The following is a 22,174-nucleotide window of genomic DNA, read 5'->3' as shown; positions in this document are numbered from 1 at the left end:
CCGCACTGTAAAAAGGATATTGATTCCACATTTTGACAAATTCCCCGTAATACGATAAAGTTTTATAGTAAGAAAATCCGTAACAGAAGAGGACATCCTATGAAAGCAAAAATCACGTTTCAGGACTGGTGTGTCAGGAACCAGGAACAGCAGCTTCTCCAGTTCTACCAGCTGGGCGGCAACTCCATACCGGCGGATCAGCTGGGAAGCTCCGCGGGAAAGGACATCACACTGCAGTGTCCGGTATGCAGCCTGCAGTGGCACACCACACCCAACCATCTCACACGCCCGGGCAGAAAATATGACTGCCCCTACTGCAGCCACAGAAAGGCCAGCAGCTTTTATAACCTGGCAGAAGCCTTTCCCGAACTTCTCCGGTATTGGGACGAATCCCGCAACACAGAGCCTCCCACGCTCTACACCCCCAAAAGCCATGCATCAGTCCACTGGCGCTGCAGAAAAGGGCATACCTGGACCAACATAATCAAGGAACAGGTCCGATCCGCAGAACGGTGCCGGAAAAATGGCGGAGAAATCTGCCCTTACTGCAGCGGCCAGCGGGTCTGCCCCACCTACAATCTGGAAATCCTGTATCCTGACGTTGCCTTCCAGTGGAATTATGTGAAAAATGAGGGGAAAAAGCCATCTGACTTCCATCCCTTCAGCCAGGAAAAAGTATGGTGGACCTGCGAGTTTAACCCCTCCCACATCTGGACAGATAAAATCAGCAACCGGACAGCGCTTCTTCGGGGATGTCCCCAGTGTTCCAGGCAGTTCCGCATTTCATATGCCTCAAGAGCCATCTTCTACTATCTGTCCCAAATATTTCCCGGCTGTGCCTGTGAGGTTCCGTTCCGCGACAGGTATATTCTGGACCTGCTGCTGCCGGAAGAAAAAATTGTGATAGAGCATGACGGTTACTACTTTCACAGTTCCGCCGCGGCAGAAGAAAGAGCACGGCGCAAGGATTTCCTTGTGCAAAAAGAAGGGTATCGCATGATACGGATACGGGACTCGAAAGAACTCACAGAGGGGATTCACTATGCCGATCATGTGATCACTTACCCCTGGAGCGAACAGGACGATTATCTGGATCAGGGCATTTCCTATCTGCTTTCTCTTCTTACAGACATAGCCGTCACACCCAATCACAAGAAAGATCACTGGGAAATTGAGCGGAAATACTATCACGAGAGAAAAAAGCGTTCCCTGGCTGTGCGATATCCCCAGCTGGCACGGGAGTGGAGCCAGCAAAACAAAGAAGATCCGGATACGGTGCCGGCGGGCAGCGGCAAAAAAGTATGGTGGAAATGTCCGGACTGCAAAAGAGAGTATGAGGCTTCTGTCATAAACCGGACACAGCACGGTTCCGGCTGCAGCTATTGTTCCAACTACAAGGTTTGTGATTCTAACAGCCTGGCCGCCCGGCGGCCTGAGATTGCCGAGGAATGGAACTATGAAAAGAACGGCAGCCTGACACCGGAACAGGTTCTGCCGGGTACGGAAAAGAACGTGTGGTGGAGATGTGCCCGGGGGCATGAGTGGCCTGCTATGATCTACAGCCGCACCGGCCCCCGAAAAAGCGGATGCCCTTACTGCAGCCACCGCAAAACCGCCCCTGAGACCTCACTGGCTTCCCTGAATCCGGATCTGGCCAGTCTGTGGGATACAGAAAAAAATCACGGCCTGACTCCTGAGGATGTCACCCTGAAATCCAACAAGCCTGTCTGGTGGAAATGTCCCCAGCACCATTCCTTTCTGCGCTCTCCCAACAGCCTGCAGAAATGTCTTCCGGAAAACCGTTGTCCGGAGTGCAGGAAAAAGAACGGGCAGCCTTCCCGCCCCTACTTAACCAGCGGCTGACAATCCGGACAGTAATACACAGACCCGCCCATATAGCTTTCTTTCACAATCTGCCCTCCGCAGCGAGGACAGCCGCTGGTCTGCGTGTTTCTGGACATAACAGTGGCATACCCGCCGGTCTGTCCCAGCAGATTTTTCTCCGTATCCCGGCCTCCTTTCTCTGCCATCTCCCCCAAAATCTTTTTCACACTGGCAAGCAGTCCCAGCAGCTCCTCCCGGGAAAGTGTCACCAGCTTTCTCTTGGGGTGGATGCCTGCGTAAAACAGGATATCCTGAAGCGTGCCGTTTCCCAGCCCGAGGAACCTCTGCTGCGTAGCCAGAAAAGCCTTTGCACTGGTATTCGGCTTCACCGACTCAGCAAGCTTCAGAAAATATTCTTCCGTGAACCCCGGGTCAAGGGGCGTAATCCCGGCCCGGTTTTTCAGATAATATTCATTATCGAACTCTCCCTGATGGCAGGCAATCCCCCCGTACATGGCAACGGTAAATACAAGTGCGCTTCCGTCATCAAACGCGATCAGAAGCTGATATTTCTTCGGCGGTTTTTCCCCTTCCTCAAGAAGCCGTACATTGACCCCATCATTGAAATTGAGGTATAACCCTCCCTCAAATGTAATCTCAACAAAGATTCCATAAGCATCCGCACGCTCCACTGATTTTCCTTTTAATAAACTGTCGTATGCATTCACATCCCCATGAAACCAGCAGAACTTATGCGGCGCGGACGGGGGACAGACAGCTGCTACAGTTTTGCCCAGTATATACTGATTCAGCATACTGGCATAGGTGATGGATTCCGGTAATTCTATCATAACTTCTCTCTCCTTTATGTCTTTGATCCCATTCTAACATAGAAACCATGACAACTGTATGTACCCTTTACAGTTCCATGTAAGTTGTCTCAAATTATTGCAAACGGCAAAGCATTATATATTCTTCCTCGTTTTCATCCATAATTACAAATCCCGTTTTCTGATACATTTTTACGTCACACCTAAATAGCAGAATTACTTGCTTATCCTCTAATAAAAAGGTAGAATGGATACATGTGTGTCTCAGGCACACCTTAAATATAAATAGAATATGCCTGTCCCTCTAAAGGCGAACCGGAGAATACCAATGGAGTTAAAATTTTTAAAATATTTTGTTGAGATAGCCGAACAAAAAAGCATGAGAAAAGCAGCTGACCGGCTCTATGTCACACAGCCTAACCTGACACGGGCCATGCAGAGCCTTGAGGACGAGATGGGCACTAAATTATTTGTCCGCACAAATCACGGAGTTACTCTGACCACAATCGGGGAAAGTCTCTATTTTTATGCCCATTCCGTGATAAGCCAGATGAATGAAATAGAATCTTTGAAGATGAAAGATAAGGAATTTGAGCAAAATAAAATGGCTGTTTCTGTTGGAAACATCGTATTAAAGGATGAAATAATGCTGCATTTTTATCAGAATCTGCAGACCAGACATGCAAATATATCCATACATGAGACATCCGTAGAACGAGTCCTGGAGCATGTAGCCGGCCTGACGTCAGAGGTGGGGATAATCGTTGTGAATACCAAGCAGCTGGCAATACTAAAGAAAATCTGCGATATCAAAGAACTGGAGCTGCATGAAATTGCCTCCAGCCCTTACTACGTTCACGTAGGGACGCAAAACCCTTTTTATCAGGCAGCACATATGAATCCAAAAGATCTTCTCCCCTTTACCTATGTACATCTGCCGGCTGACTACTTTGCTAATATTAATCAGCTTATCTCGCTGGGTGAGATTCGATTAAGTGATTTTGAAAAAACAATTGTAATTAATAATTATCACGGAATTGTCAATCTAATTAAACGCACAGACGCCTTTATCTTCGGTGGAAAGTGGCAGATCGAAGAGCTTGGGAAAGGGCATATCGCCAGTATCCTTCTGGATTACTGCGAAGATTTGGAAAAGAAGCTTCTCTGGGTGAAGCGAAAAAAAGAAATTTTGTCAAAACAGGCGGAAGAATTCCTGGAGATCATTCAGGATAATTACGGAGATACTCCTTAGGGATCCGCGATAACCCCCATTTATCGCTGAGACATGAGAAACAAGCATTAGTCAAGACTAAATTCCTCCAGTATAATGAAGACAGATTAAAAAAAGAATGTCTAGGAGGACTACATATGTTTAAAAAATTAGGGAAAAAACAGTTATTAGGTATTTTGACAGCTGCGGCAATTGTTGTAACGACAGCGGGATCATTTGCGGTATGGGATACTCTGAGTGATAATACTTCTGGTAACTTAACCCTGCAAAAGCCAATTACAGTTTCCGCTGAAGGAGGAACTGCATATAGTGCTGGCACCCGCACATTGGGAGTCGAAAATACTTACGAAGCTTCAGATGTTACGTTCAATGTAGCGAACAACAATGTAGAAAATACGCAATTAAAATTAGACCCTAAGGTTACAATAGGAACAGGCGAATCTGCAACTGACGTTACCAATCAATTTACTATAGCTATTAAAAAAGGTGACGCTGTAGTAACAGACAATACCGATCCTAATCCAGAGGCCATTAATACATATTCTGTATCGCTCACTCCTGTAGAAGATGCCAGTTCGGACGTAATAAATGCTGCCAATGACGGAACTGTATTGAATGTTCAAATTACGGGAACCTTGTCTGTAAAGTCAACACCGGCTTCTTAACTTTTGTAAATCAGACACTTATAAAGAAAAATACCATCTAATGATGGTATTTTTCTTTATAAGATATAGTTAGTAAATAATCTTAGCACAGGAGATCTGACATGAAAAAGGCCCTCAAGCACATATGGAATACTGCATTCGGCATCATTGCCGCTCTGCTCATCCTCTACATAGTGGGAATGCACTTTTTCCCAGACCAATTAAAAGATTTTGTCGGCTACCAGACCTTTGTGGTTCTCACCGACAGTATGGAACCCACTATACCCGTGGGTTCCCTGGTTTTGGATAAAACAATTGATAAGGATCAGGAGATCCCTCCGGATACCATTATCTCCTTTCATGTCAACCGACTGGGCAAGGACGCTGTGTTCACCCACTATTTTAAGAAAAAGGAAGTAGACGACACCGGCAGAGAGCGGTACTACACCCAGGCGGAGAACGCTGACCGCTATGACGACTACGCTACCTACCGGGAAGACCTCCTGGGCACCTATGTGTTCCATATCCCCTACGCGGGCAGGTATGTCCAGTTTCTGCAAAGCCCCTTTGCATTGCTGGAGCTTGGACTTATCATGATTATCTCCATCATCTACCATATCCTGTGGGCAAAGTTTGATCGGGAAGAGAAGGCAGCCCAGTGCGCAGAGTCCCAGGAACAGGAAATCACTGAAAAGACCGATAACAAGAGAGTCTCGTAGTCTGCCCGCCCAATATGTACCTATATCGCCTTCATACACTTTTGTGCAAGCTTCAGGCAAATCGGTTTTGTAAAATAACTGACAAAATAGGCCACAATCCAAACAGGCACATAGCAGTCAAGAATGCCCGGTATCAAAGCCTGCAGCGGCGCATGACCAAACAGACATACATTCACATAAGTCATGACAATAATCAGCGCCGTTGTATTAACGGTATTTACAATCAGGTTCACCAGTGCGTTATATTTCCAGCTTCCTTCTTTTGCGCCGCATGCGCTGGCAAACCGCATGCCCCAGGGTACGCTGGGAAAGATCAAACCAATGAAAAACCCCGTCACATATCCAATGGGAAGATTTAAAAAGAAAGATTTCCAGTCAAACGCCGGGGCTGCCCCGCTCCAAATGGCCAGCTGCTGCACAAACCAGCAGAAAACAATGGTCATAGGAATATTCATAAATAAATTATTTACAACTTTTGTCGTCTTCGTCATCCGTTACTCCTATATTTCTTCCATTCATCTTCTATGAACGCTAAACGATCATCTCCTACAAGTACGCTGTTTCCCCTCTCGTTAAACATCACCGGACATAATATAAAACCTGGATATCTACCATAGGTATCCATACAGCGTCTTGTTTCCGCTCTCACTGTCTCTTCTGTCGCTGTGATAAAGCTCGGTTCTCCCTGGGAATCCCATCCCCCTTCCACAACAATACGCCCCTTATAATCCTGCAGTATTTTTTCAATGTTATTAGAAATCTGCGCACTGTGCCAGGCCTGTACCCCTATATCAACGTAATCATTCAGAACGTCCTCGCATTTACCGCAGGTATGCATCTGAAAAATCAGGCCCCGGGAATGTACATACTCTACAATCCTTTTGTGAAATGGCTTTAACACCTTGCGGTAAGTATCCAGCGATATGAACAAAGAACTCGATGTGGCAATGTCTTCAAAATAAGTTACCATATCCGGGTTATAGGCATCAATTGCCCTGCCCATATAATCAATCACATACTCCGTCAGGTATTCAAATAAATCCATGCATCGTTCCGGTTCACTGGCGATGGCAATCAATCCCTCCATAAACCCCATAGTATTTACCAGACGCATAAATAATCCGTTCTGACAAAACAAAGTTCTGACCTTGTTAGAGGAATCTATCATGCCATATTCCATTTCAGCAAAACGTTTAAAGTCATACACACTCAGGTCCGGACGTTTTATATACTTTTCCCACTCACAGATATCGTCAAAAAGGGTAAAGCCGGAAGCTACCATTGCGCCCTCCCTGCTCTCTACCCACGGAACGCCAAATAAATCCTTTCCTCCCTTCATCGGTCCGTCAAAATCTCCGGGGATCATTCCAACCAGTTGAATTGCATCTGTTGACAGCGGCACGTATTCCGGCTTTCCCCAATGCAGCACTTCCAATGCGTTCTCTCTTGCAGTCATATTTCTGACTCCTTTCATGCTTATTTTGTACCAATTATTGTTTTTAACAGTAACTTGATTACTCAAATTATATCAACTATAATGGTAGTATCCTACATTTAGAAAGCACAAGATTCATTCTATAATTCGGCATTTTATACGAACTTTGGAAAGGAGCCCTTATGGAGCTTAACCTGCAAATAATTGCCTCCGATATGAAAGATATTTGTCTGAAATCTCATTTCCTTACTTCCTACGATATACGCAATCTGCGTTATCCCTGCTTTTATCAGGAAGGAAGGCCCCTTGATCCTACTGTTTTATATCTTGTAACCCAAAAGCAAAACATGAAAAAACCTCCGGAAACCGGCATTCTGTCTTTTCTATTCCTGCAGCAGCCTCCGGATATTGTCTGTTCCTCCTGCAACTGCCTTATCATTCACCCAAACGTTCCGCCCGAAGAGCTGCTGGTCAGACTGCAGGAACTCTTCGCTTACTATCAGCAATGGGAAAACCAGCTGTACCTTGCCTCTATGAAACAATGCAGCCTCAGCGAATTCGGAAAACTCTCCCTGAAAATATTCGATAATCCCATTCAGTTCTATAACCAAAAAACATTAAACTGTGTATTTGCTGTAGCGGATTCGTCGCGATATAACCTGCCTGACAGTTTTCCATCCGTGGATGAAAACGGGTATATGAGCATGGATCATTTACTGAATTTAAAACTGGAAAATGTACTTGATACCCTGGCAGTCCGTCCCATGTACATCAAACGGGACACCCTTACTCTCCCTGCTATTATGCAGGATATTATCATCCAGCATTCCCATATTGGAAGGATCATTGTCCTTGAGGTGCACAAACCGCTGGATGAAAGAGATATGGCACTTGTCATGGTACTCACAGAGCACATCCGGCAGTTTCTGCTGCATAATCCTGCGCTCTACGGTGCACATTCCCGATACATAGACCGTACGCTTTCCAGGCTTATCTGCGGGGAGCATGTTAAAGACGCCACTATTGTATCCGCGCTGCAGTTTCTTGAGTGGGAGCCGCAGCATGAATACTTTTGTCTCACTGCCAAACTGCCGGAATATGATCACAGCAGAAATTCACTGCACATGTTAGCGGTCACAATCAGCAGCATCACAAAAAGCAACTGTTTTTTAATCCATGAGGATTCTTTAATCTTCCTCTTCAATTTAACGGTATCAGGTTTGACAAGGGACGAACATCTGAAAACACTGCTGCCTGTTCTTCGGGATAATCTTCTTAAGGCAGGCATCAGCACCCCGTTTAATGATTTCAAACAATTATATAATTACTATAAGCAGGCTTCCATAGCTCTGCAGACAGGGGTGCAATCGGATCCTTCCTTCTGGTATTTCCGCTTTGAAAACTACGCTTTAAAATATATGGCGGCAAAGATTTATCAAGATATGGAACCCACCGTACTCTGTCCGGAAGGTCTGGTTCAGTTAATAAAGTATGACCGCAAAAAGGACAACCACTATGTACATATATTAAAAACATATCTGGAATGCAATATGAATATCAGTGAAACAGCTAAACGACTGTACATGCACCGAAACACCCTACTATATAAGCTGGAACGAATAAAGGAAATTCTGGGAGTTACTTTGGAGAAACACGAGACAAGGCTTTTGCTTATGCTGGCTCTGTATATCCTGGAAAATCCGGCATAGATAAAAGAAAGGGAAGGATGTGGCTCATCTGAGCCTACCCTTCCCTATGCTGTCCTCCGGGCGTTAGCCCCGATACAGCGAATACTCCCCAAGAAATTCCGCCGCCTGCTCTGCCGTTTCAAACTCTCTTTGTTCCCCTGTAATGTACTGCACTGCGTCCTTCCACTCCCGCAAATCGTATTCCCGTGCATCCAGCCCCCGGATCACATGCTGGATACAGGGCAGTTCCCAAGACTGGTGCAAGTCTGACAGAAAGCCGCATCCCACTCTCCCTGCAATCACTTCCAAAAGCTCCTGTGTTCTTTCTTTTTTCTCCATTACCCTTCCTCCCGGCAAATCATTTCTCTTTTGGCAGCTGTATCTTTAACCGCTGTTTCATCCCGCTGTTCTCTCCCGCATCCGGTCTTCCGGCCGCATACTTCTATCAAGTTGTCCATGTATATCACTCCCTGTTTTTTTTCCTGCTGCTTACCTCTGATTATGTTATGATGTCTGTTGCCAGACAGCGATTGACTCATTCTGCAAAACGCCCATCCGGGGAATACTAATCTTATAAACCCAGCTTATCAAATCAACGGAGGTGACCCTTTGCAGTCAACACTACATGCATACGAGATTGTCTATACAATCCTAAAAGAGCAGATTCTAAACAGTCAGCTGGAATACGGCAGCCAGCTGCCTTCAGTCCGCCAGCTTGCCCAACAGCACCGCGTGGGCACAAAAACCATAAAAACCGTCCTGAAGCTTCTTCAGAGGGATGGCCTGATCCGTACCCGGGAGAGACAGCGGGCTGTGGTTATCTACCAGGCGCCGTTTCTAAAAAAGGAAAATGCCTCTGTCCGATCCATTGTCAGAAAGCGCACGGCCATCTTAGACATCTACCGGACTATGGAACTCCTCATGCCTGAAATTCTCGCTTTCTGCGCCAAATCAGTCAGCGTATATGAACTGCCGAGCTATGAAAAGGCTGTCAAATGGATCAAACGGCCCAGACTCACCGGGAGCTGGCAGCTCTGCTCAAATATAATACATGACGTACTTCTCTCCTCCGGCAACTTTCTTATCAGCAGCTTTTACGCATCCCTGGAGATCTACGCGGAAGTACCCTTTCTGGCAGAATACCAGCGCCTCATTACCGGCTATACTCCATATACCGAATTACACCACGCGGACTGGCTCTTAGATTGTCTGCAGTCCGACAGTTATACGGTACAGCGCAGCTTTGCCGCCCACTACCGCGCGGTCCTTCAAACTGCGGAAAAATCCTTTGACCTGCTGACGGCTCTGCATCCGGATGTCAGAGATGACAGGGAGTCTGCCTTCAACTGGAACGCAGGATGGGGATGGGATTCTCTCTATAAAAAAATCGGCAGGGATCTGGTAGAAAAAATCGGCACCGGCATATATTCTCCGGGAACGCTGCTTCCATCCCAGTCCAGTCTGGGAAAAGAATACCAGGTGTCCTTATCTACCATACGCAAAGCACTGAAGGTCCTTCAGTCCCTGGGGTTTATCGAGACCATCAACGGCAGGGGAAGTGTGGTTCTCTCCCACGAAAAATGGCGAATCCACCAAAGGTCCCGGCATCCAAACCACCGGCAGGATACCTTTATGTTTTTATGCGGCCTGCAGCTCATCACCTTCCTCATCCGCCCTGCCGCTGCTTTGGTCTTTGACCGGCAGGACACAGCGCTGGAGCAGGAACTGCAGGACCGTTTCGCCCGCTCTCCCAAGAGCTGTCTGAAGGAATGGATGGACTGCCTGCTGCCCCGCGTGCCTTTGTACCCGCTGAAGGTGATTTTAGGAGAAGTCACAGACATCTTAAATTGGGGGTATTTTTATTCCTTTTACACCAGTACCAGTCCAAGTATGCAGAAATTAAACAAACTGGGGGAACACGCATTTCTCTCTCTGCAAAAGGGAGATCGGGAGGGCTGCCTCAGGGATCTACACGAGGGATATATGTACCTGTTTCAAACCATTCACAGCTCCTGCATCCAAAGAGGAGAATCCGGGGCCGGACTGCTGAAGGTTCCCCAAAAGCTATAAGGGCGTCTTCGTACTGCCAAAGGGATAGATTCCCAGACCCTCCAACCGCATTTTTCTGTCCTCTGCCACCTTTCCCCTGGTAAGCGCCGTCCTCTGAAGAGAAATCCAGTTTCCCATGCTGCGCCCGTCCGGCGCCTTCATGGAGGGTCTCAGGGGCAGACAGCCATACTGGTTTTTATACTCCTCGATCCACCGGACCATGGCACTCCACTTTTCCTCCCTCACCCGGTCCAGCCCCCAAACCATGGAAATCTGTTCCAGGGCTTTTACCTGCTCCCGGGACAGCGGCCTGCGGCCATTAGCGCCCCAATACCGCTCCCGCTGTACAAAGATCCAGCTCCCCAGCCGGTCCCCGTCTGCAGTTTGATAGGAAGCCGGAACCAATAGGTTCCCGTGTTTCTGGTAATACATCTCTGCCAGCCGGAGCCAGTCCTTCCAGTCTTTTCGCTCATAGAAGCTCCAGATCATGTCAAAACGCTCCAGATCCCGTATTTGTTTCTCTGCCAGATATCCCCCCTTGTACTTTTTCCGCTGCTCTTTGATCCAATAGCCCAGCTGACATCCGTTTTTAGCAGTATAATCTGTGGGCACATCCAGGTCCCCATATTCCTGATGGTATTCCTGCACCATAGCCATCCAGGTCTCCCACGAGAGCCGCTTTTCCAGCTTCCACACCATGCCAATGCGTTCCAGCGCAAGGCAGCGTTCCCGGTCCAGGGAGGACGGAATCACTCCATTATGCATGGCTCTCTGCCGTTCAATCCAGCGTCCCAGGCGATACCCGTCTGCCGTCACATAGTCGTGGGGAACCAGCAGATTCCCAAAAGTATCCGCATACGCCCTGGCGTTCTGATACCATTCTTCCCACTCTTGTCTTCGATACGTTCTCTCTCCCATATCTGTTACCGCATCCTAATCCGATTGCCGTATTTCTCCCCCAGCCAATGCCGGAGGGCTTGACTGCCGTTTACTCCTTCAGGTATTACATAATATTCATTATGTGACCTACCGGCGTACCATAATGATAGCACCATTCACCTATTTTCTCAAGAGAAAATAGGCGTTTTATGGAGTTTTTTCAAAAAAGGCAACAAAAACAAGCCGATCGTGAAGCCTGCTTCTGTCGGCTTTGTTTATGTGCCTTTTTTCATATTTTCCAGTATTTCAGCAAAAGCATACAGGCCGTTTTGTCAGGCCGGAACACCCCAATAGGTCACATAATGAATATTATGTTGTGAGCAGTATCTTTTGTACCTGTTCCATACGGCTGATATGCTGATCCCCGGTCTCCATGGTGTAGATTCTTGTGGTATTTATGCTGCTGTGTCCAAGCAGATCCGCCAGACGAACGATGTCTTTTTCTATGCTGTAGAAGACTCTTGCAAAAAGGTGTCTGAGATTATGGGGGAAGACCTTTTCCGGCGCCACCTCTGCTGTTCTGCACAATTCTTTCATCTTTCTCCAGATATAACTCCTGTCCAGGGGTTTTTTATTTTTCCCTAAAAATACCGGACCGCTTTGAAGACCTGTTTTTTTCATATACTCCTTGAGCAGCTTTTGCAGAGGTCCCGGAATAAAAATGATCCGTGTCTTATTCTTGCAGTTTACCGCTGCTTTTCCCTGGTACACTGCTTCTGCCGTGATGTACTGCAGCTCCGAGACACGGATTCCCGTCCCGCAGATTGTCTGCAGTACATAGGAAGTCTGGGTGCCCGCTGCCGCCTGCACCAGACGCTTATATTCCTGGCGGGTAAGTTCCTTTTCCTCCCGGCAGAAAATCTGCCTCTGGATTTTCAGAAGTCTGACACAGCATTTCTGCATGCCGAAAAACCGCAGAAATCCGTTTACTGCCACGAGCATAGAATTCACACTTACCGGGGCATAGTTCTGCGCCAGATATTCTTTGTAGGCAATGGTCTCTTCCTTGCTGACGGTACGATCCTCCAGAAATGCGAGAAAATGTCGGATATCCCGCATATACTTTTCAAGAGTTGCCTGACTTTTCTCCTCTTGTCTCAGGCATTTCTCATACACAGATAATTCATGATTTGTGATACGCTGCATGTATATTCCTCCAAAATCTATTTTTACATATTATCATTTCCGACACATGCAATAATATGTAACTATATAAAATCAAATCCAGCCGGAGGTATGAGCTGACGCGGAGTATATCGTTCATATCCTGGTCATGGGATTTTATACTAGATATTGTAAAAAATTCCATACTGTAAAATCAACGCCGATCTGTGACCCTGGGCATAAAGGTGGGGCGGCTGCAGACATGAGAAAAGACACCTCATATCTGAAGTGTCCTTTCATCCTCTGTAGTAAAGGGGCGTTCCATATTTCTGAAAACTTAGCGATATTGCAGATAGTCTAAAAACCGTTTCACTGAGAGAGAAGCTTTTTTCTTACTCCGAAGAGCAATGCCTATTTTTCGGTATGCGGGAACATCTAATTCTTTTGCGATAATCCGATATGGAACACGCTTTAGAATCAATTCCGGTAAGATACTGATGCCAAGACCGCTTTCCACCATTGACATGATCGCGTAGTCATCCCATGTGGTAAAATGTACTTTAGGTGTCAAGTTACAGCGTTCAAATATTTCTGAGACCTCAGCTTTGGCGCCCTTTTCCAAGAGCATAAATGGTTCGTCACAGAGGGCCACAACCGGAAACTTCTCAAGGTGTGCCAACGGGTGATATTCCGGCAATATGGCGAGCAGTCTGTCCTGCTCTAAAAAAATCGTTTCAAATTCAGGGCAGGTTGGCAAACGCAGGAAGCCGCAGTCCACACGTCCGTTCAATATCCATTCTTCAATTTCCGCATAGTCTCCAAGCAGCAGCTCATAATCAATGTTCGGGTACACCTTTTGAAATTCTCTGATAATTTTCGGAAGCCAGTGTGCGGCTACACTGGAAAGCGTACCGATACGGATCAGTCCCGATTGCAGACCGTTCAGTTCATTCACTTCCATTTGCAGCTTCTCATACTCCCTGCAGACATTTTCTGCATGAGGAAGCAGCTTCATACCGTCGCTGGTCAGCTTTACACCGGATTTTCCTCTCTCCAGCAAAACGAGTTTCCATTCCTTTTCCAAGTCATTAATCATACGGCTAATGCCAGATTGAGAATAGTTCAAACGCTCAGCAGCTTTTGTAAAACTGCCGTATTCAACGGTTTTAACAAACGCCATGTATTTTTGAATATTCATATCCATATGTATCACCCTGTTTCTAATATCTGGTTTTATTATGATTCCCATGCTAAACATTCGCTTTTGTAATTATATAATACATGGTAGACTGTAAACAAAATAAAGTCAAGCAGGAGTGTGTGATATGGGACTTTACCAAAACAGAATCGTGATAAAGGTGGGGACTTCCACTCTTACAAATGAAATGGGGAAAAGCGACCTGCGTTCCTTTGACCGCCTCGCATGTGTCCTGTCCGATATTCAAAATATGGGCTATGAAGTAATTTTGGTATCTTCCGGCGCAATTGCGGTTGGAACAAATAAGCTTAAAATGAAAGAGCATCCTTCCAGCATGCGGATGAAACAGGCGGCAGCTGCGGTAGGTCAGTGCAGTATTATGCATCTGTATGACAAATTCTTTGGGGATTATGATAAGACAATCGCCCAAATTCTGCTGAACGCGGAGGATATTGAGCAGGAAGAAAAAAAAGAAAACCTGACAAATACCTTTAATGCACTTCTTGAGATGGGAATTATCCCCGTTGTGAATGAAAACGACTCCGTAAGCTATACGGAAATTGAGTCCGCCGAAAGATTGTTCGGGGACAATGATATGCTTTCCGCGGTAGTCGCGGTTCTATGCGGGGCAAAACAGCTGATTATATTATCCGATATAAATGGTCTGTACGACGCAGATCCCCGGCTTTACCCAAATGCAAAGCTGATTAGCCGGCTCGAGCAGATTGACGAAACCGTATATTGTCTTGCAGGCAGCGCGGGTTCCCGCCGTGGTACAGGCGGTATGCGCACAAAGCTGCAGGCTGCGTCTCTTGCCACAGCACAGGGCATTGATACCATAATTACCAATGGCAAAAGACCGCAGTCGATATACGATATTGTCAAAGGCGTAAATGCGGGTACGCTATTTGTGGGGAAATAATATTTCCTCTCCCCACTGTTCCATCTTCCTCTCGTACTCTGCTTCCAGATGTTCCAGCCGCTCTTCTACCTCTTCCGAATACGTCTCCGCATTCAGGTTTCCCATCACGGCGCGGATCAAAGGCTCATCCAGATGGAGCTTCCATTCCCCGTCTTTCTGATAAAGTGCGGCAGTGACCGCTTCCGTGCGGGTTCCCTCTGCCTGCTCCAGATAAGTAAGTACCCTGCCTTTGTCATAGTCTATCTCGGACAGGCTGCGTACCAGCTGCCGAAGTCCGGTTCCGTCAACTTTTATCATATCCTCCATTATGTGAATCGTATAATTCCCCATAACGTCCGTCATATCCGTATTGGTGATCTCCAAATCAATCTCTGCCTTATCGCCCTGCCTTCGCACCTCACCCAGGTTCCAGGACAGATTTCTGACAACCTCCTCTGCAAACCGCTTATTGGCCTTGAATTTGCTCCCCCTTTTCATCCCCGGCTGCTGCAGCTCGTTAAATATCCGGTATTCCCGTTCTGTGGGAATCCCCAGCCAGTTTTTATAGGTTTTCACATAATTGTCCGTATACTGGTTACACGTTTTAAAATCCAGCTCCTTTACTGCCTCCAGGGCAGTTTCCACTGCATCTGCGGGAGTCCCGGCCTTTGCCGCACCGCCCTTTCCCCCGCAGGCAGTCATACACAGGGACAAGATCACAATGGTTAGTATTCCCCTGCCGGCTGCTTTTTTCATGGGCGTTATCCTCCTCTGCTGCTGTTTGTTCTATCTCCTATAGTACCCGGCCCCCTGGGAGGATTCAACAGGGAGAGCACCATTAGACGGTCAGATAGCAAAAAAAGGCGCCTCTTCCCGGCAGACAGGCGGCATAATTTACTGCCGTACAGGAAACATGGCTGCAAAATAAAACCATCCGTCCCTGCACTGCAGTGTACTTGTTCCATGATTTTTCTTTATCACTTCTTCCACATTCAGGAGCCCGATTCCATGCCCCGGTCCCTGCTTTCCGGAATTCATCACCTTGTTTCCCCTAATCTCCACCGGTGCTCTCACCGGGTTTCGGACGGAAAGGATCAGCTGTTCCTCTTCCTGTATCATCTTAAACTGTATCACCTTTTTGCCGTCTTCCAGCTTTTCACATGCTTCTATGGCATTGTCCAGCAGGTTTACCAGCAGAGTAACCAGGTCCTCATCCTCCATCGCCAGTCCGGACAGATCGTTCACAGCCAAAACCATGGCAATGCCCTTTTCCTCCGCGTACCGGTATTTTTGGTTTAACACCACATTAACCACTGTGTGATTGGCATTTACCGTATCTGCACTTTTCTTAAGGCTCCCCGCCAGCTTTGCCGCATAGCCGGCAGCCTCCTCTTCCTTTCCCTCTGCCAGAAGCCCCTGGATGCAGGTGAGCTGGTTTTTATAGTCGTGGAGGAATTTTCTCTGCTGCTCATAGCTTCTTTGCATGCTCTGATACACAGCCATCTGGTTCCTGGTACGCTCCCGGGAAAGCCGCAGGTTCTGCATCTCCTCTTCTTTCTCCAGGATATCTCCTGTAAAGTACAGGGTAATTCCAAAAAACACTGCAAACCCCATAATTATCACAAGTCTTGCCGCAGCATTCACCGTGCTGCTGTCCCAGAGCACCATACTCAGAGCCACCGCCACTACCATGCTGCATACTGGCAGATACCCGAAGCGAAGCCACCCCGCGCTGCGAAGCCGGCCTCTCTTTCTGCAGCGGATATGAAACAAAAGCATAAGTAAAACCAGAACCCCTATGGCCAAAGGCTCTATCATCTGCTCCGGGATCAGAGGTCCCCGGGGCAGAGCATAGAGCACTGCCCCGGTGAGTATCTCCGTCATCCAGAAAACTGCACAAAACAGCACCGTCAGTACAAAGTTCTGCAGGATCCTGAGCTGGTAATAGATCTGTGCCGCAATAAAAATAATCAGAATCAGACGCACAGGCTGAAGAATATAGGGAGGAATCCGGGTAAATGAAATCACCATAAATCCCAGTGTGAACCCCGGCAGGCTTGTGCTCCCGAGCCATTTTATCCCCGGGGTCCGCCTCTTCGCCAGTGTCTCAAAGTAAATCTTGCAGCACAGCCCCATCAGAAGGCATAAGACGAGGCTTTTCACCACAGTTCCCATCACAATGCCCCCTTATAAGCCACAAACGCTTCTTTTACTGACTGGTATCTGCGGCGGGGTACGGGAAGCTCTCCTCCCACATCCAGTTCGGCTTTGTAATTGCTGATTCTTAGAATGTGTTTCATATTCACCAGATAGCTCTTATGAATCCGCAGAAACCCATATCCCTCCAGCTGCTGTTCTATGTGATCCAGCTTGTCATAAATGGCAAGGTTCACAAGCTCTGCATCCAGACAGAAAAAGACTGCTTTGTGCTTCCTGCTCTCAATATATAGAATATTGTCCGTGTACAGCCTCCGTTCCCCCTCCAGAAAGGAGAAGGATACCTGCCGCAGCTGCCGCTTTCGCAGTATGGCATCCATACATTCCTCCACTGCGGTGTCCAGGGTATCTTTCAGAATATACCGCACGGCATTTACCTTATAGCCTTCCAGGACATAGCTGAAAAATGCTGTGACAAACACAATCTCTGTCCTGGACTGAAAGGCGCGAATCTGCTGGGCCGTCTCAATGCCGTCAATGGCATTCATACTAATGTCCAGAAAAACAATGTCATATTGTACAATATTTTCCCTGCGGCTCAGGAAATCCTCCCCGGAGAGAAACCGAGTGATGGCATACTCCAGCTGCCGCTTCTTGAGATACCCTGCCAGAAGCGTCTGTATTCGGTCTCTGTAATACTTTTCGTCATCACATATAGCAATTTGCAGCATAAGAATCTCACTTTCCGTCAGTTATCTAATCCAGCGGCCATCGGCCCCTACATAAGAATTTCCTACCCAGGTGTTAACTGCCATGGCTCCGCTTCCGTTAAAATAATACCAGTCCCTTCCAATCTTCTGCCATCCGGTCTGCATCGCTCCGCTTCCGCTCAGGTAGTACCAGGTCTTTCCGTCCAGTACCCAGCCGGTCTGCATCGCCCCGCTTCCGTTCAGGTAATACCAAGTTCCTCCGATCCTCTGCCACCCGGTCTGCATCGCTCCGCTTCCGTTCAGGTAATACCAGGTTCCTCCGATCCTCTGCCAGCCGGTCTGCATCGCTCCGCTTCCGTTCAGATAATACCAGGTTCCCCCGATCCTCACCCAGCCGGTCTGCATCGCCCCGCTTCCGTTCAGGTAATACCAGGTTTTTCCGTCCAGCAACCAGCCCGTCTGCATCGCTCCGCTTCCGTTCAGATAGTACCAGGTGCTGCCGGCTTTCACCCACCCGGTCTGCATGATACCCTCCGAATTCAGATAGTACCAGGTTCCTGACGGCCGGATCCAGCCGGTCTTGCGGTACCCTCCCTCATCGAAATAATACCATTTTCCGTCAATCAGTTCCCACTTGCTTTTGGGATAGCCTCCGTGGGCATAGGCATACCACCATCCCCTGGCATCTGACCGCCAAACCCCTGAGATATAGATGGCAAATTCTTTTATCACAGTCCCTGTCCAGCTGTCCTTCCCTGTAATTACAATCTTTCCGGTTCCCGGGTTCTTGTTGTCTCTGTAAGAGAGCGTATAGTCTGTTCCTTCGATCAGTATATTTCCCTCTGCATCTTTTACCGTTACAGACGGCTTTATCTCTTTTCCTGTGTAGACTGCCTTCTCCGGAGAGGTGACAGACGCCGTGTTCAGCTCCTTAATTTCTCTCTCATGATAGGTGAGATACAGTTCATTATTATAGATATCCAGCGTCAGCTCTGCCTCAGGCACATCTGCCTCATATCCCTGGATCACAATGGCTGCCTCCCTCACCGTATCACCTGCCGTCCCTTCTCTGGTGACGGAAGGGCTGATAAATCTGCCGTTTCCATCTACATAGTGCACAGTATAGGATACTTTATCGGGAAGGATTGTGATAGGATAAGACGTATTTTGATCTCCATAAAACACCTGCACGGAGCTTTCTCCGATGGTCCGCGCAGTCACGGCAGCGGTCCATCCCTCCCGAATGACTTCAGAAGCTCCGCTGCTGTACTGCACCGTAAGCTCCATACCGGCGGTGTCAGCGTCGTCAAACAGGCGGTATTCCAGCTTATCCGGCAGTTTGCTCACCGATATACTCTCCACCTTGGGTTCTTTGGGTACGAAAGCAGATCCGCTTTCTTCTGCGATCACCTCCCCTGAGGTCCCGGCAACCCCGGCGACTTCGGCAAGGGGAGCATTCTCAAAGCATTGTTCCCCGAATACGGCATTCTCTGAAAGAATTCCCATTCCTTCCAGCGCCGTACAGCCCGCAAAGGCCCGGGCGCCCACCGTGGCCGCGGAATAGGGGATCTCTGTCTGGCCCAGGCTGACACAGTTTGCAAATGCTTCCTCCCCGATCTCCCTGATTCCTTCCCCCATAGAGAGGACGGCAAGGCCGGTACAGTCTGCAAAAGCAGACGCCTCCACGGTATGCACTCCGCCTCCTATATAAACCTCTGTCAGATTCGTGCATCCCCGGAAAGCCTGGGAGCCAACGGCTGTGTCCTCCGCCTCAATCACCAGTGTCTGTATATTGGTATCCCCTAAAAACGCATTGTCTGCAATCCGGCTCACCGGATATCCCAGAACCTCACCGGGAATGACCAGGTTCTTGGGCGTCTCCTCCAGCGCATATCCAGTCACTGTAAATGTACCGTCCCCGTTTGGTATCCCCTTCAGATTCGTTGCCTCATCCCTCAGAATCTGGGCTTTGCACATTTCCAGGTATTTCTCTACACTATATTTATCGTATATGGTCTGGGCGTCTTTCAGTCTCTGTTTGGTGCGGGTATAGCCAGGTTTGTCTACCAGCTTTTGTGTCAGTGTAATGTCCCGCTGCAGAGATTTCAGATACGTCCCGTAGAGGATTTTATATTTTTCTATCTGATCCTCTATGTCATCCGGGCACACGCCCTGATTTTTATATTCCAGGAACGTAATCTGCTGTCCGGTAATCAGCCTGGCGCGTATACAGTCAGTAAAAGAACGCTGTATTGTGGCTTTTATAGCCTTATCCGCATTGGGAAGCATAAGACCCATGATTTCTGCGGTTCCCGATACAACCAACTGTGCCACCATACTTACCGCCTCTTCACCGGCGCTTCCGCTTTTCCAGAAATGGCTGACCAGATTCAGCAGTTTTTCATCTGCCTGACCGGTGAGCCACCCTAAGGCTTTTCCGGAATAGAACTTTTCCAGGAAAAATGCCCCGGGTGTATTCTCATTGAGGCTGATCTCCTTTTCCAGAAGATCCAGTCCCCGGTACAGCTCCGACTGGATGCCGTACTGTCTGCATTCTTCCTTTAATTCACCAATCAGCGTCTTATCCGTCTCAAGGAGAAGGATACCAGTCACTAAAATGTCTCCCACAGACAGGGCTGAATTCAGCTTTTTTAAGTCCTTGCTGATTCTTCCGGCATCACTTTCACACTGCTTCAGCAAAGAGATGCACTTCTTCTTTGAGAGATCCGGGACTGCCTGGTGGAGAGCATCCGCCCACAGCTCCACATTTATGGTATCTCCTGCCTCCAGGATGGCGTTCAAACCCTTCAGTTCCTTCAGCACTTCCCCCGTTTGGCTCTTCAGGCTGTCATAATAGCGTTCCTTCTCTGACAGGTCACTGATAAATTCCTGGGTCTGTTCCTTGAGGAGCTTGTCATATAGCCGTTCATAGGGGCTGTATGACAGACCGAGTAAATCGCACAGTTTTCCCAGATACTCTTCCAGCAGAATGCTGGTGCCCCCTTCTTTTAATGCGTACTGGTATGCCGACAGAAAATTATGCTTGTACACTTCATCCAGGGCGCCGGCTGCAGCGTCCCACATGAACTGCTCCACCTGAGAAACGGATGTATTGCTCAGATACTGGGGGTATTCTGTAAACAGCTCCAGGTCTGTGATCTCCCGGGGAGACTGGGTGTCAGAGATAGTGGGATCCGGCCCTTCCAGCATAGTTCCAGGCTCCATATACTGGAGAGGCGTCTCAATGGCCTCGGGAGCGCCGCTCATGTTCTTACTGTATTCGTTAAATCCCCAGGCCCAGACACTTCCGTCCTTTTTCACCGCAAAGGAGAAGTCTGAGAGCTTCACACACTCCACCTCATCCATGATTTTAACAAATTCTGCGGTGCTTCCCTCCGGACCATTCCCCAGAGCGCCCCAACTGTCCCCTCCGGTAGTCCACAGGGTTCCGTCATTTTTCACCACAGCGGAAAAACCGGAGCCGAAAGTGTCCGCCATTTTCACGTCTTCCATTACCATGACCGGCTCCGTGGAATTCTCCCTGGTTCCGTTTCCGAACTTGCCCCCGTTTTCTCCCCAGAACCACAGGGTACCGTCAGTCTTAAGTGCCGCAAACGTCCCGTTTTCTCCCACGCTCACGTCGGCAACCCCATCCATCACAGGGCTTGGTACGGGGCTGTCCTCCGTGGTTCCGTCCAGAAGCTGCCCCATGTGATTTCTTCCCCAGATCAGCAAGGTGCCATCGGTTGTTATGGCCGCAAAATTGCCGCTTCCCATGACTGCTTTCTGCACATTGTCCAGCAGCTTCACCGGATGGTATATTTTTTTCTCCTCCGTAATCTCCTTTTCCACAAATATCCCATCGTCATTGGCTCCCCAGAACCACAGACTGCCGTCCTTTTTCACTGCAAAAGACATAAGATTTCCTGTAGACGCCTGCGCCACCTCATCCATCACCTGTACAGGTTCCGCATGATTCCCGTAAGGCGATTCGATCCCCAGGGTACCGCTCTGGTTATTTCCCCACATCCACAGACTGTCATCTTCCTTTACCGCCAGGCCGTTGGTATGAGAAATCACCGCAGACACCACATTGTCCATAACCTTTTCCGGGGCGGATACATCACTGAAGCTCCCGTTGCCCAGCTGCCCCCAGTTATTGGGCCCCCAGGTCCAGAGACTGTTATCCTTTTTCACAATTCCGTGGGCGGCATTTACGCCGCTTCCGCTGTGAGAAATCCTTGTCCTGTAGTCAAGCTCCCTCCCCGCAGTTTCCCCCGGATTTCCTTCCTTTTCCGCCCTGAGGCTTATGGGCTGGCTCAGGAAAACAGTAAACGCAGTTACACAGGCAATCAGCCTTTTCGCAGTCTTTTTCATGTTGAAAACCTCCCTCATATGTTTATCCTTCAGATCGAGTAGGAGGGAGTGATTAACTCCCGTCCTCTCACACCACCGTGCGTACCGTTCGGTACACGGCGGTTTCAATAGTTGACGTGCACAGACTGATAGGCAGTGGCTAAATCATAGAAGCCACTGTTTATCAATCTTTCTTTTGTTAATGCTCTGTTGACCGCTCCCATTCCCGATACATACCAGTATTTCCTGCGGCTGTTTGCCGCCTGATGTGCAAAATATTCGGGTATTCCGTGTTTCATAAGGTTTCTTTTCCTTGTTTTGGGTAACTTCCACTGTTTCCATATGCACATACGAATACGGTGATACAGCCATGAGTTCAGTTCGTCTAT

General features: G+C 48.1%; 18 protein-coding genes and 1 pseudogene. 7 read left to right on the top strand and 12 right to left on the bottom strand.

The features are described 5' to 3' along the window. Window positions 1-99: 99 nt before the first annotated feature. Window positions 100-1,863 carry a DUF7836 family putative zinc-binding protein gene (locus tag BUA56_RS14290; RefSeq protein WP_072852921.1) on the top strand — a complete coding sequence of 588 codons (1,764 nt, stop codon included), beginning with the start codon at window positions 100-102 and terminating at the stop codon, window positions 1,861-1,863. Here BUA56_RS14290 and BUA56_RS14285 read toward each other — a convergent pair. After that, entirely contained in the window at window positions 1,845-2,675 is an 831-nt protein-coding gene (locus BUA56_RS14285; RefSeq protein WP_072852919.1) for a DNA-formamidopyrimidine glycosylase family protein, read from the bottom strand. The two genes, BUA56_RS14290 and BUA56_RS14285, sit on opposite strands and share 19 nt — an antisense overlap. 307 nt (window positions 2,676-2,982) lie before the next feature. Here BUA56_RS14285 and BUA56_RS14280 point away from each other — a divergent pair, with 307 nt between their 5' ends. From BUA56_RS14280 to BUA56_RS14270, 3 genes are all read left to right on the top strand, one after another. After that, on the top strand, window positions 2,983-3,906 hold the full coding sequence (locus BUA56_RS14280; protein WP_072852917.1) for a LysR family transcriptional regulator: 924 nt from the start codon (window positions 2,983-2,985) through the stop codon (window positions 3,904-3,906). A gap of 116 nt (window positions 3,907-4,022) precedes the next feature. Further along, complete coding sequence (locus BUA56_RS14275; protein ID WP_072852915.1) at window positions 4,023-4,550, top strand: hypothetical protein; 528 nt, start codon at window positions 4,023-4,025, stop codon at window positions 4,548-4,550. A 101-nt stretch (window positions 4,551-4,651) separates the two neighbouring features. Then, window positions 4,652-5,248 (top strand): S24/S26 family peptidase, encoded by a 597-nt coding sequence (locus tag BUA56_RS14270; RefSeq protein WP_072852913.1) that lies wholly within the window; start codon window positions 4,652-4,654, stop codon window positions 5,246-5,248. 20 nt (window positions 5,249-5,268) lie between these two features. Here BUA56_RS14270 and BUA56_RS14265 read toward each other — a convergent pair whose 3' ends face one another. Next, on the bottom strand, window positions 5,269-5,739 hold the full coding sequence (locus BUA56_RS14265) for a hypothetical protein (RefSeq protein ID WP_072852911.1): 471 nt from the start codon (window positions 5,737-5,739) through the stop codon (window positions 5,269-5,271). Further along, on the bottom strand, window positions 5,736-6,704 hold the full coding sequence (locus BUA56_RS14260) for a uroporphyrinogen decarboxylase family protein (RefSeq protein ID WP_072852909.1): 969 nt from the start codon (window positions 6,702-6,704) through the stop codon (window positions 5,736-5,738). The genes BUA56_RS14265 and BUA56_RS14260 overlap by 4 nt, the downstream gene beginning before the upstream one ends. Window positions 6,705-6,898: 194 nt before the next feature. Between BUA56_RS14260 and BUA56_RS14255 the strand changes: the two genes are divergently transcribed. Next, window positions 6,899-8,392 (top strand): PucR family transcriptional regulator, encoded by a 1,494-nt coding sequence (locus BUA56_RS14255; protein ID WP_207650940.1) that lies wholly within the window; start codon window positions 6,899-6,901, stop codon window positions 8,390-8,392. A gap of 63 nt (window positions 8,393-8,455) precedes the next feature. Here BUA56_RS14255 and BUA56_RS14250 read toward each other — a convergent pair whose 3' ends face one another. Continuing rightward, window positions 8,456-8,710 carry a hypothetical protein gene (locus BUA56_RS14250; RefSeq protein WP_072852905.1) on the bottom strand — a complete coding sequence of 85 codons (255 nt, stop codon included), beginning with the start codon at window positions 8,708-8,710 and terminating at the stop codon, window positions 8,456-8,458. Between the two features lie 270 nt (window positions 8,711-8,980). Here BUA56_RS14250 and BUA56_RS14240 point away from each other — a divergent pair, with 270 nt between their 5' ends. Further along, window positions 8,981-10,441 (top strand): GntR family transcriptional regulator, encoded by a 1,461-nt coding sequence (locus tag BUA56_RS14240; RefSeq protein WP_072852899.1) that lies wholly within the window; start codon window positions 8,981-8,983, stop codon window positions 10,439-10,441. Here BUA56_RS14240 and BUA56_RS14235 read toward each other — a convergent pair. The 3 genes from BUA56_RS14235 to BUA56_RS14225 all read right to left on the bottom strand — a co-directional run bounded on the left by BUA56_RS14235 (window position 10,436) and on the right by BUA56_RS14225 (window position 13,667). Further along, window positions 10,436-11,338: a helicase associated domain-containing protein gene (locus tag BUA56_RS14235; protein WP_072852897.1), complete on the bottom strand. Its 903-nt coding sequence runs from the start codon at window positions 11,336-11,338 to the stop codon at window positions 10,436-10,438. The genes BUA56_RS14240 and BUA56_RS14235 overlap by 6 nt on opposite strands. A 330-nt stretch (window positions 11,339-11,668) precedes the next feature. Continuing rightward, entirely contained in the window at window positions 11,669-12,505 is an 837-nt protein-coding gene (locus BUA56_RS14230; protein WP_072852895.1) for a tyrosine-type recombinase/integrase, read from the bottom strand. A 295-nt stretch (window positions 12,506-12,800) separates the two neighbouring features. Further along, on the bottom strand, window positions 12,801-13,667 hold the full coding sequence (locus BUA56_RS14225; RefSeq protein ID WP_072853027.1) for a LysR family transcriptional regulator: 867 nt from the start codon (window positions 13,665-13,667) through the stop codon (window positions 12,801-12,803). Window positions 13,668-13,788: 121 nt separating this feature from the next. Here BUA56_RS14225 and proB point away from each other — a divergent pair, with 121 nt between their 5' ends. Continuing rightward, window positions 13,789-14,583: a glutamate 5-kinase gene (proB, locus tag BUA56_RS14220; RefSeq protein ID WP_072852894.1), complete on the top strand. Its 795-nt coding sequence runs from the start codon at window positions 13,789-13,791 to the stop codon at window positions 14,581-14,583. Here proB and BUA56_RS14215 read toward each other — a convergent pair. The 5 genes and pseudogenes from BUA56_RS14215 to BUA56_RS14195 form a co-directional block, all read right to left on the bottom strand. Further along, a complete protein-coding gene (locus BUA56_RS14215; protein ID WP_072852892.1) occupies window positions 14,566-15,318 on the bottom strand; it encodes a hypothetical protein in 753 nt (250 codons plus the stop codon). The two genes, proB and BUA56_RS14215, sit on opposite strands and share 18 nt — an antisense overlap. 138 nt (window positions 15,319-15,456) lie before the next feature. Beyond that, entirely contained in the window at window positions 15,457-16,737 is a 1,281-nt protein-coding gene (locus BUA56_RS14210) for a sensor histidine kinase (RefSeq protein WP_072852890.1), read from the bottom strand. Continuing rightward, complete coding sequence (locus tag BUA56_RS14205) at window positions 16,737-17,450, bottom strand: LytR/AlgR family response regulator transcription factor (protein ID WP_072852888.1); 714 nt, start codon at window positions 17,448-17,450, stop codon at window positions 16,737-16,739. Before BUA56_RS14205 ends, BUA56_RS14210 begins: the two co-directional genes overlap by 1 nt. Before the next feature lie 21 nt (window positions 17,451-17,471). After that, window positions 17,472-21,806 (bottom strand): RCC1 domain-containing protein, encoded by a 4,335-nt coding sequence (locus tag BUA56_RS14200; protein ID WP_072852886.1) that lies wholly within the window; start codon window positions 21,804-21,806, stop codon window positions 17,472-17,474. A 104-nt stretch (window positions 21,807-21,910) separates the two neighbouring features. Continuing rightward, a pseudogene (locus BUA56_RS14195) lies at window positions 21,911-22,174 on the bottom strand (group II intron reverse transcriptase/maturase); the annotation flags it as partial.

Source organism: Lactonifactor longoviformis DSM 17459 (assembly GCF_900129135.1).
Classification (GTDB): domain Bacteria; phylum Bacillota; class Clostridia; order Lachnospirales; family Lachnospiraceae; genus Lactonifactor; species Lactonifactor longoviformis.
This window is presented reverse-complemented; position numbering and strand designations above follow the sequence as displayed.

Coding starts and splice junctions, on each gene's coding strand:
- BUA56_RS14290 (WP_072852921.1), top strand. CDS start 100: ATGAAAGCAAAAATCACGTTTCAGGACTGGTGTGTCAGGAACCAGGAA.
- BUA56_RS14285 (WP_072852919.1), bottom strand. CDS start 2,675: ATGATAGAATTACCGGAATCCATCACCTATGCCAGTATGCTGAATCAG.
- BUA56_RS14280 (WP_072852917.1), top strand. CDS start 2,983: ATGGAGTTAAAATTTTTAAAATATTTTGTTGAGATAGCCGAACAAAAA.
- BUA56_RS14275 (WP_072852915.1), top strand. CDS start 4,023: ATGTTTAAAAAATTAGGGAAAAAACAGTTATTAGGTATTTTGACAGCT.
- BUA56_RS14270 (WP_072852913.1), top strand. CDS start 4,652: ATGAAAAAGGCCCTCAAGCACATATGGAATACTGCATTCGGCATCATT.
- BUA56_RS14265 (WP_072852911.1), bottom strand. CDS start 5,739: ATGACGAAGACGACAAAAGTTGTAAATAATTTATTTATGAATATTCCT.
- BUA56_RS14260 (WP_072852909.1), bottom strand. CDS start 6,704: ATGACTGCAAGAGAGAACGCATTGGAAGTGCTGCATTGGGGAAAGCCG.
- BUA56_RS14255 (WP_207650940.1), top strand. CDS start 6,899: ATGAAAGATATTTGTCTGAAATCTCATTTCCTTACTTCCTACGATATA.
- BUA56_RS14250 (WP_072852905.1), bottom strand. CDS start 8,710: ATGGAGAAAAAAGAAAGAACACAGGAGCTTTTGGAAGTGATTGCAGGG.
- BUA56_RS14235 (WP_072852897.1), bottom strand. CDS start 11,338: ATGGGAGAGAGAACGTATCGAAGACAAGAGTGGGAAGAATGGTATCAG.
- BUA56_RS14230 (WP_072852895.1), bottom strand. CDS start 12,505: ATGCAGCGTATCACAAATCATGAATTATCTGTGTATGAGAAATGCCTG.
- BUA56_RS14225 (WP_072853027.1), bottom strand. CDS start 13,667: ATGGATATGAATATTCAAAAATACATGGCGTTTGTTAAAACCGTTGAA.
- proB (WP_072852894.1), top strand. CDS start 13,789: ATGGGACTTTACCAAAACAGAATCGTGATAAAGGTGGGGACTTCCACT.
- BUA56_RS14215 (WP_072852892.1), bottom strand. CDS start 15,318: ATGAAAAAAGCAGCCGGCAGGGGAATACTAACCATTGTGATCTTGTCC.
- BUA56_RS14210 (WP_072852890.1), bottom strand. CDS start 16,737: ATGGGAACTGTGGTGAAAAGCCTCGTCTTATGCCTTCTGATGGGGCTG.
- BUA56_RS14205 (WP_072852888.1), bottom strand. CDS start 17,450: ATGCTGCAAATTGCTATATGTGATGACGAAAAGTATTACAGAGACCGA.
- BUA56_RS14200 (WP_072852886.1), bottom strand. CDS start 21,806: ATGAAAAAGACTGCGAAAAGGCTGATTGCCTGTGTAACTGCGTTTACT.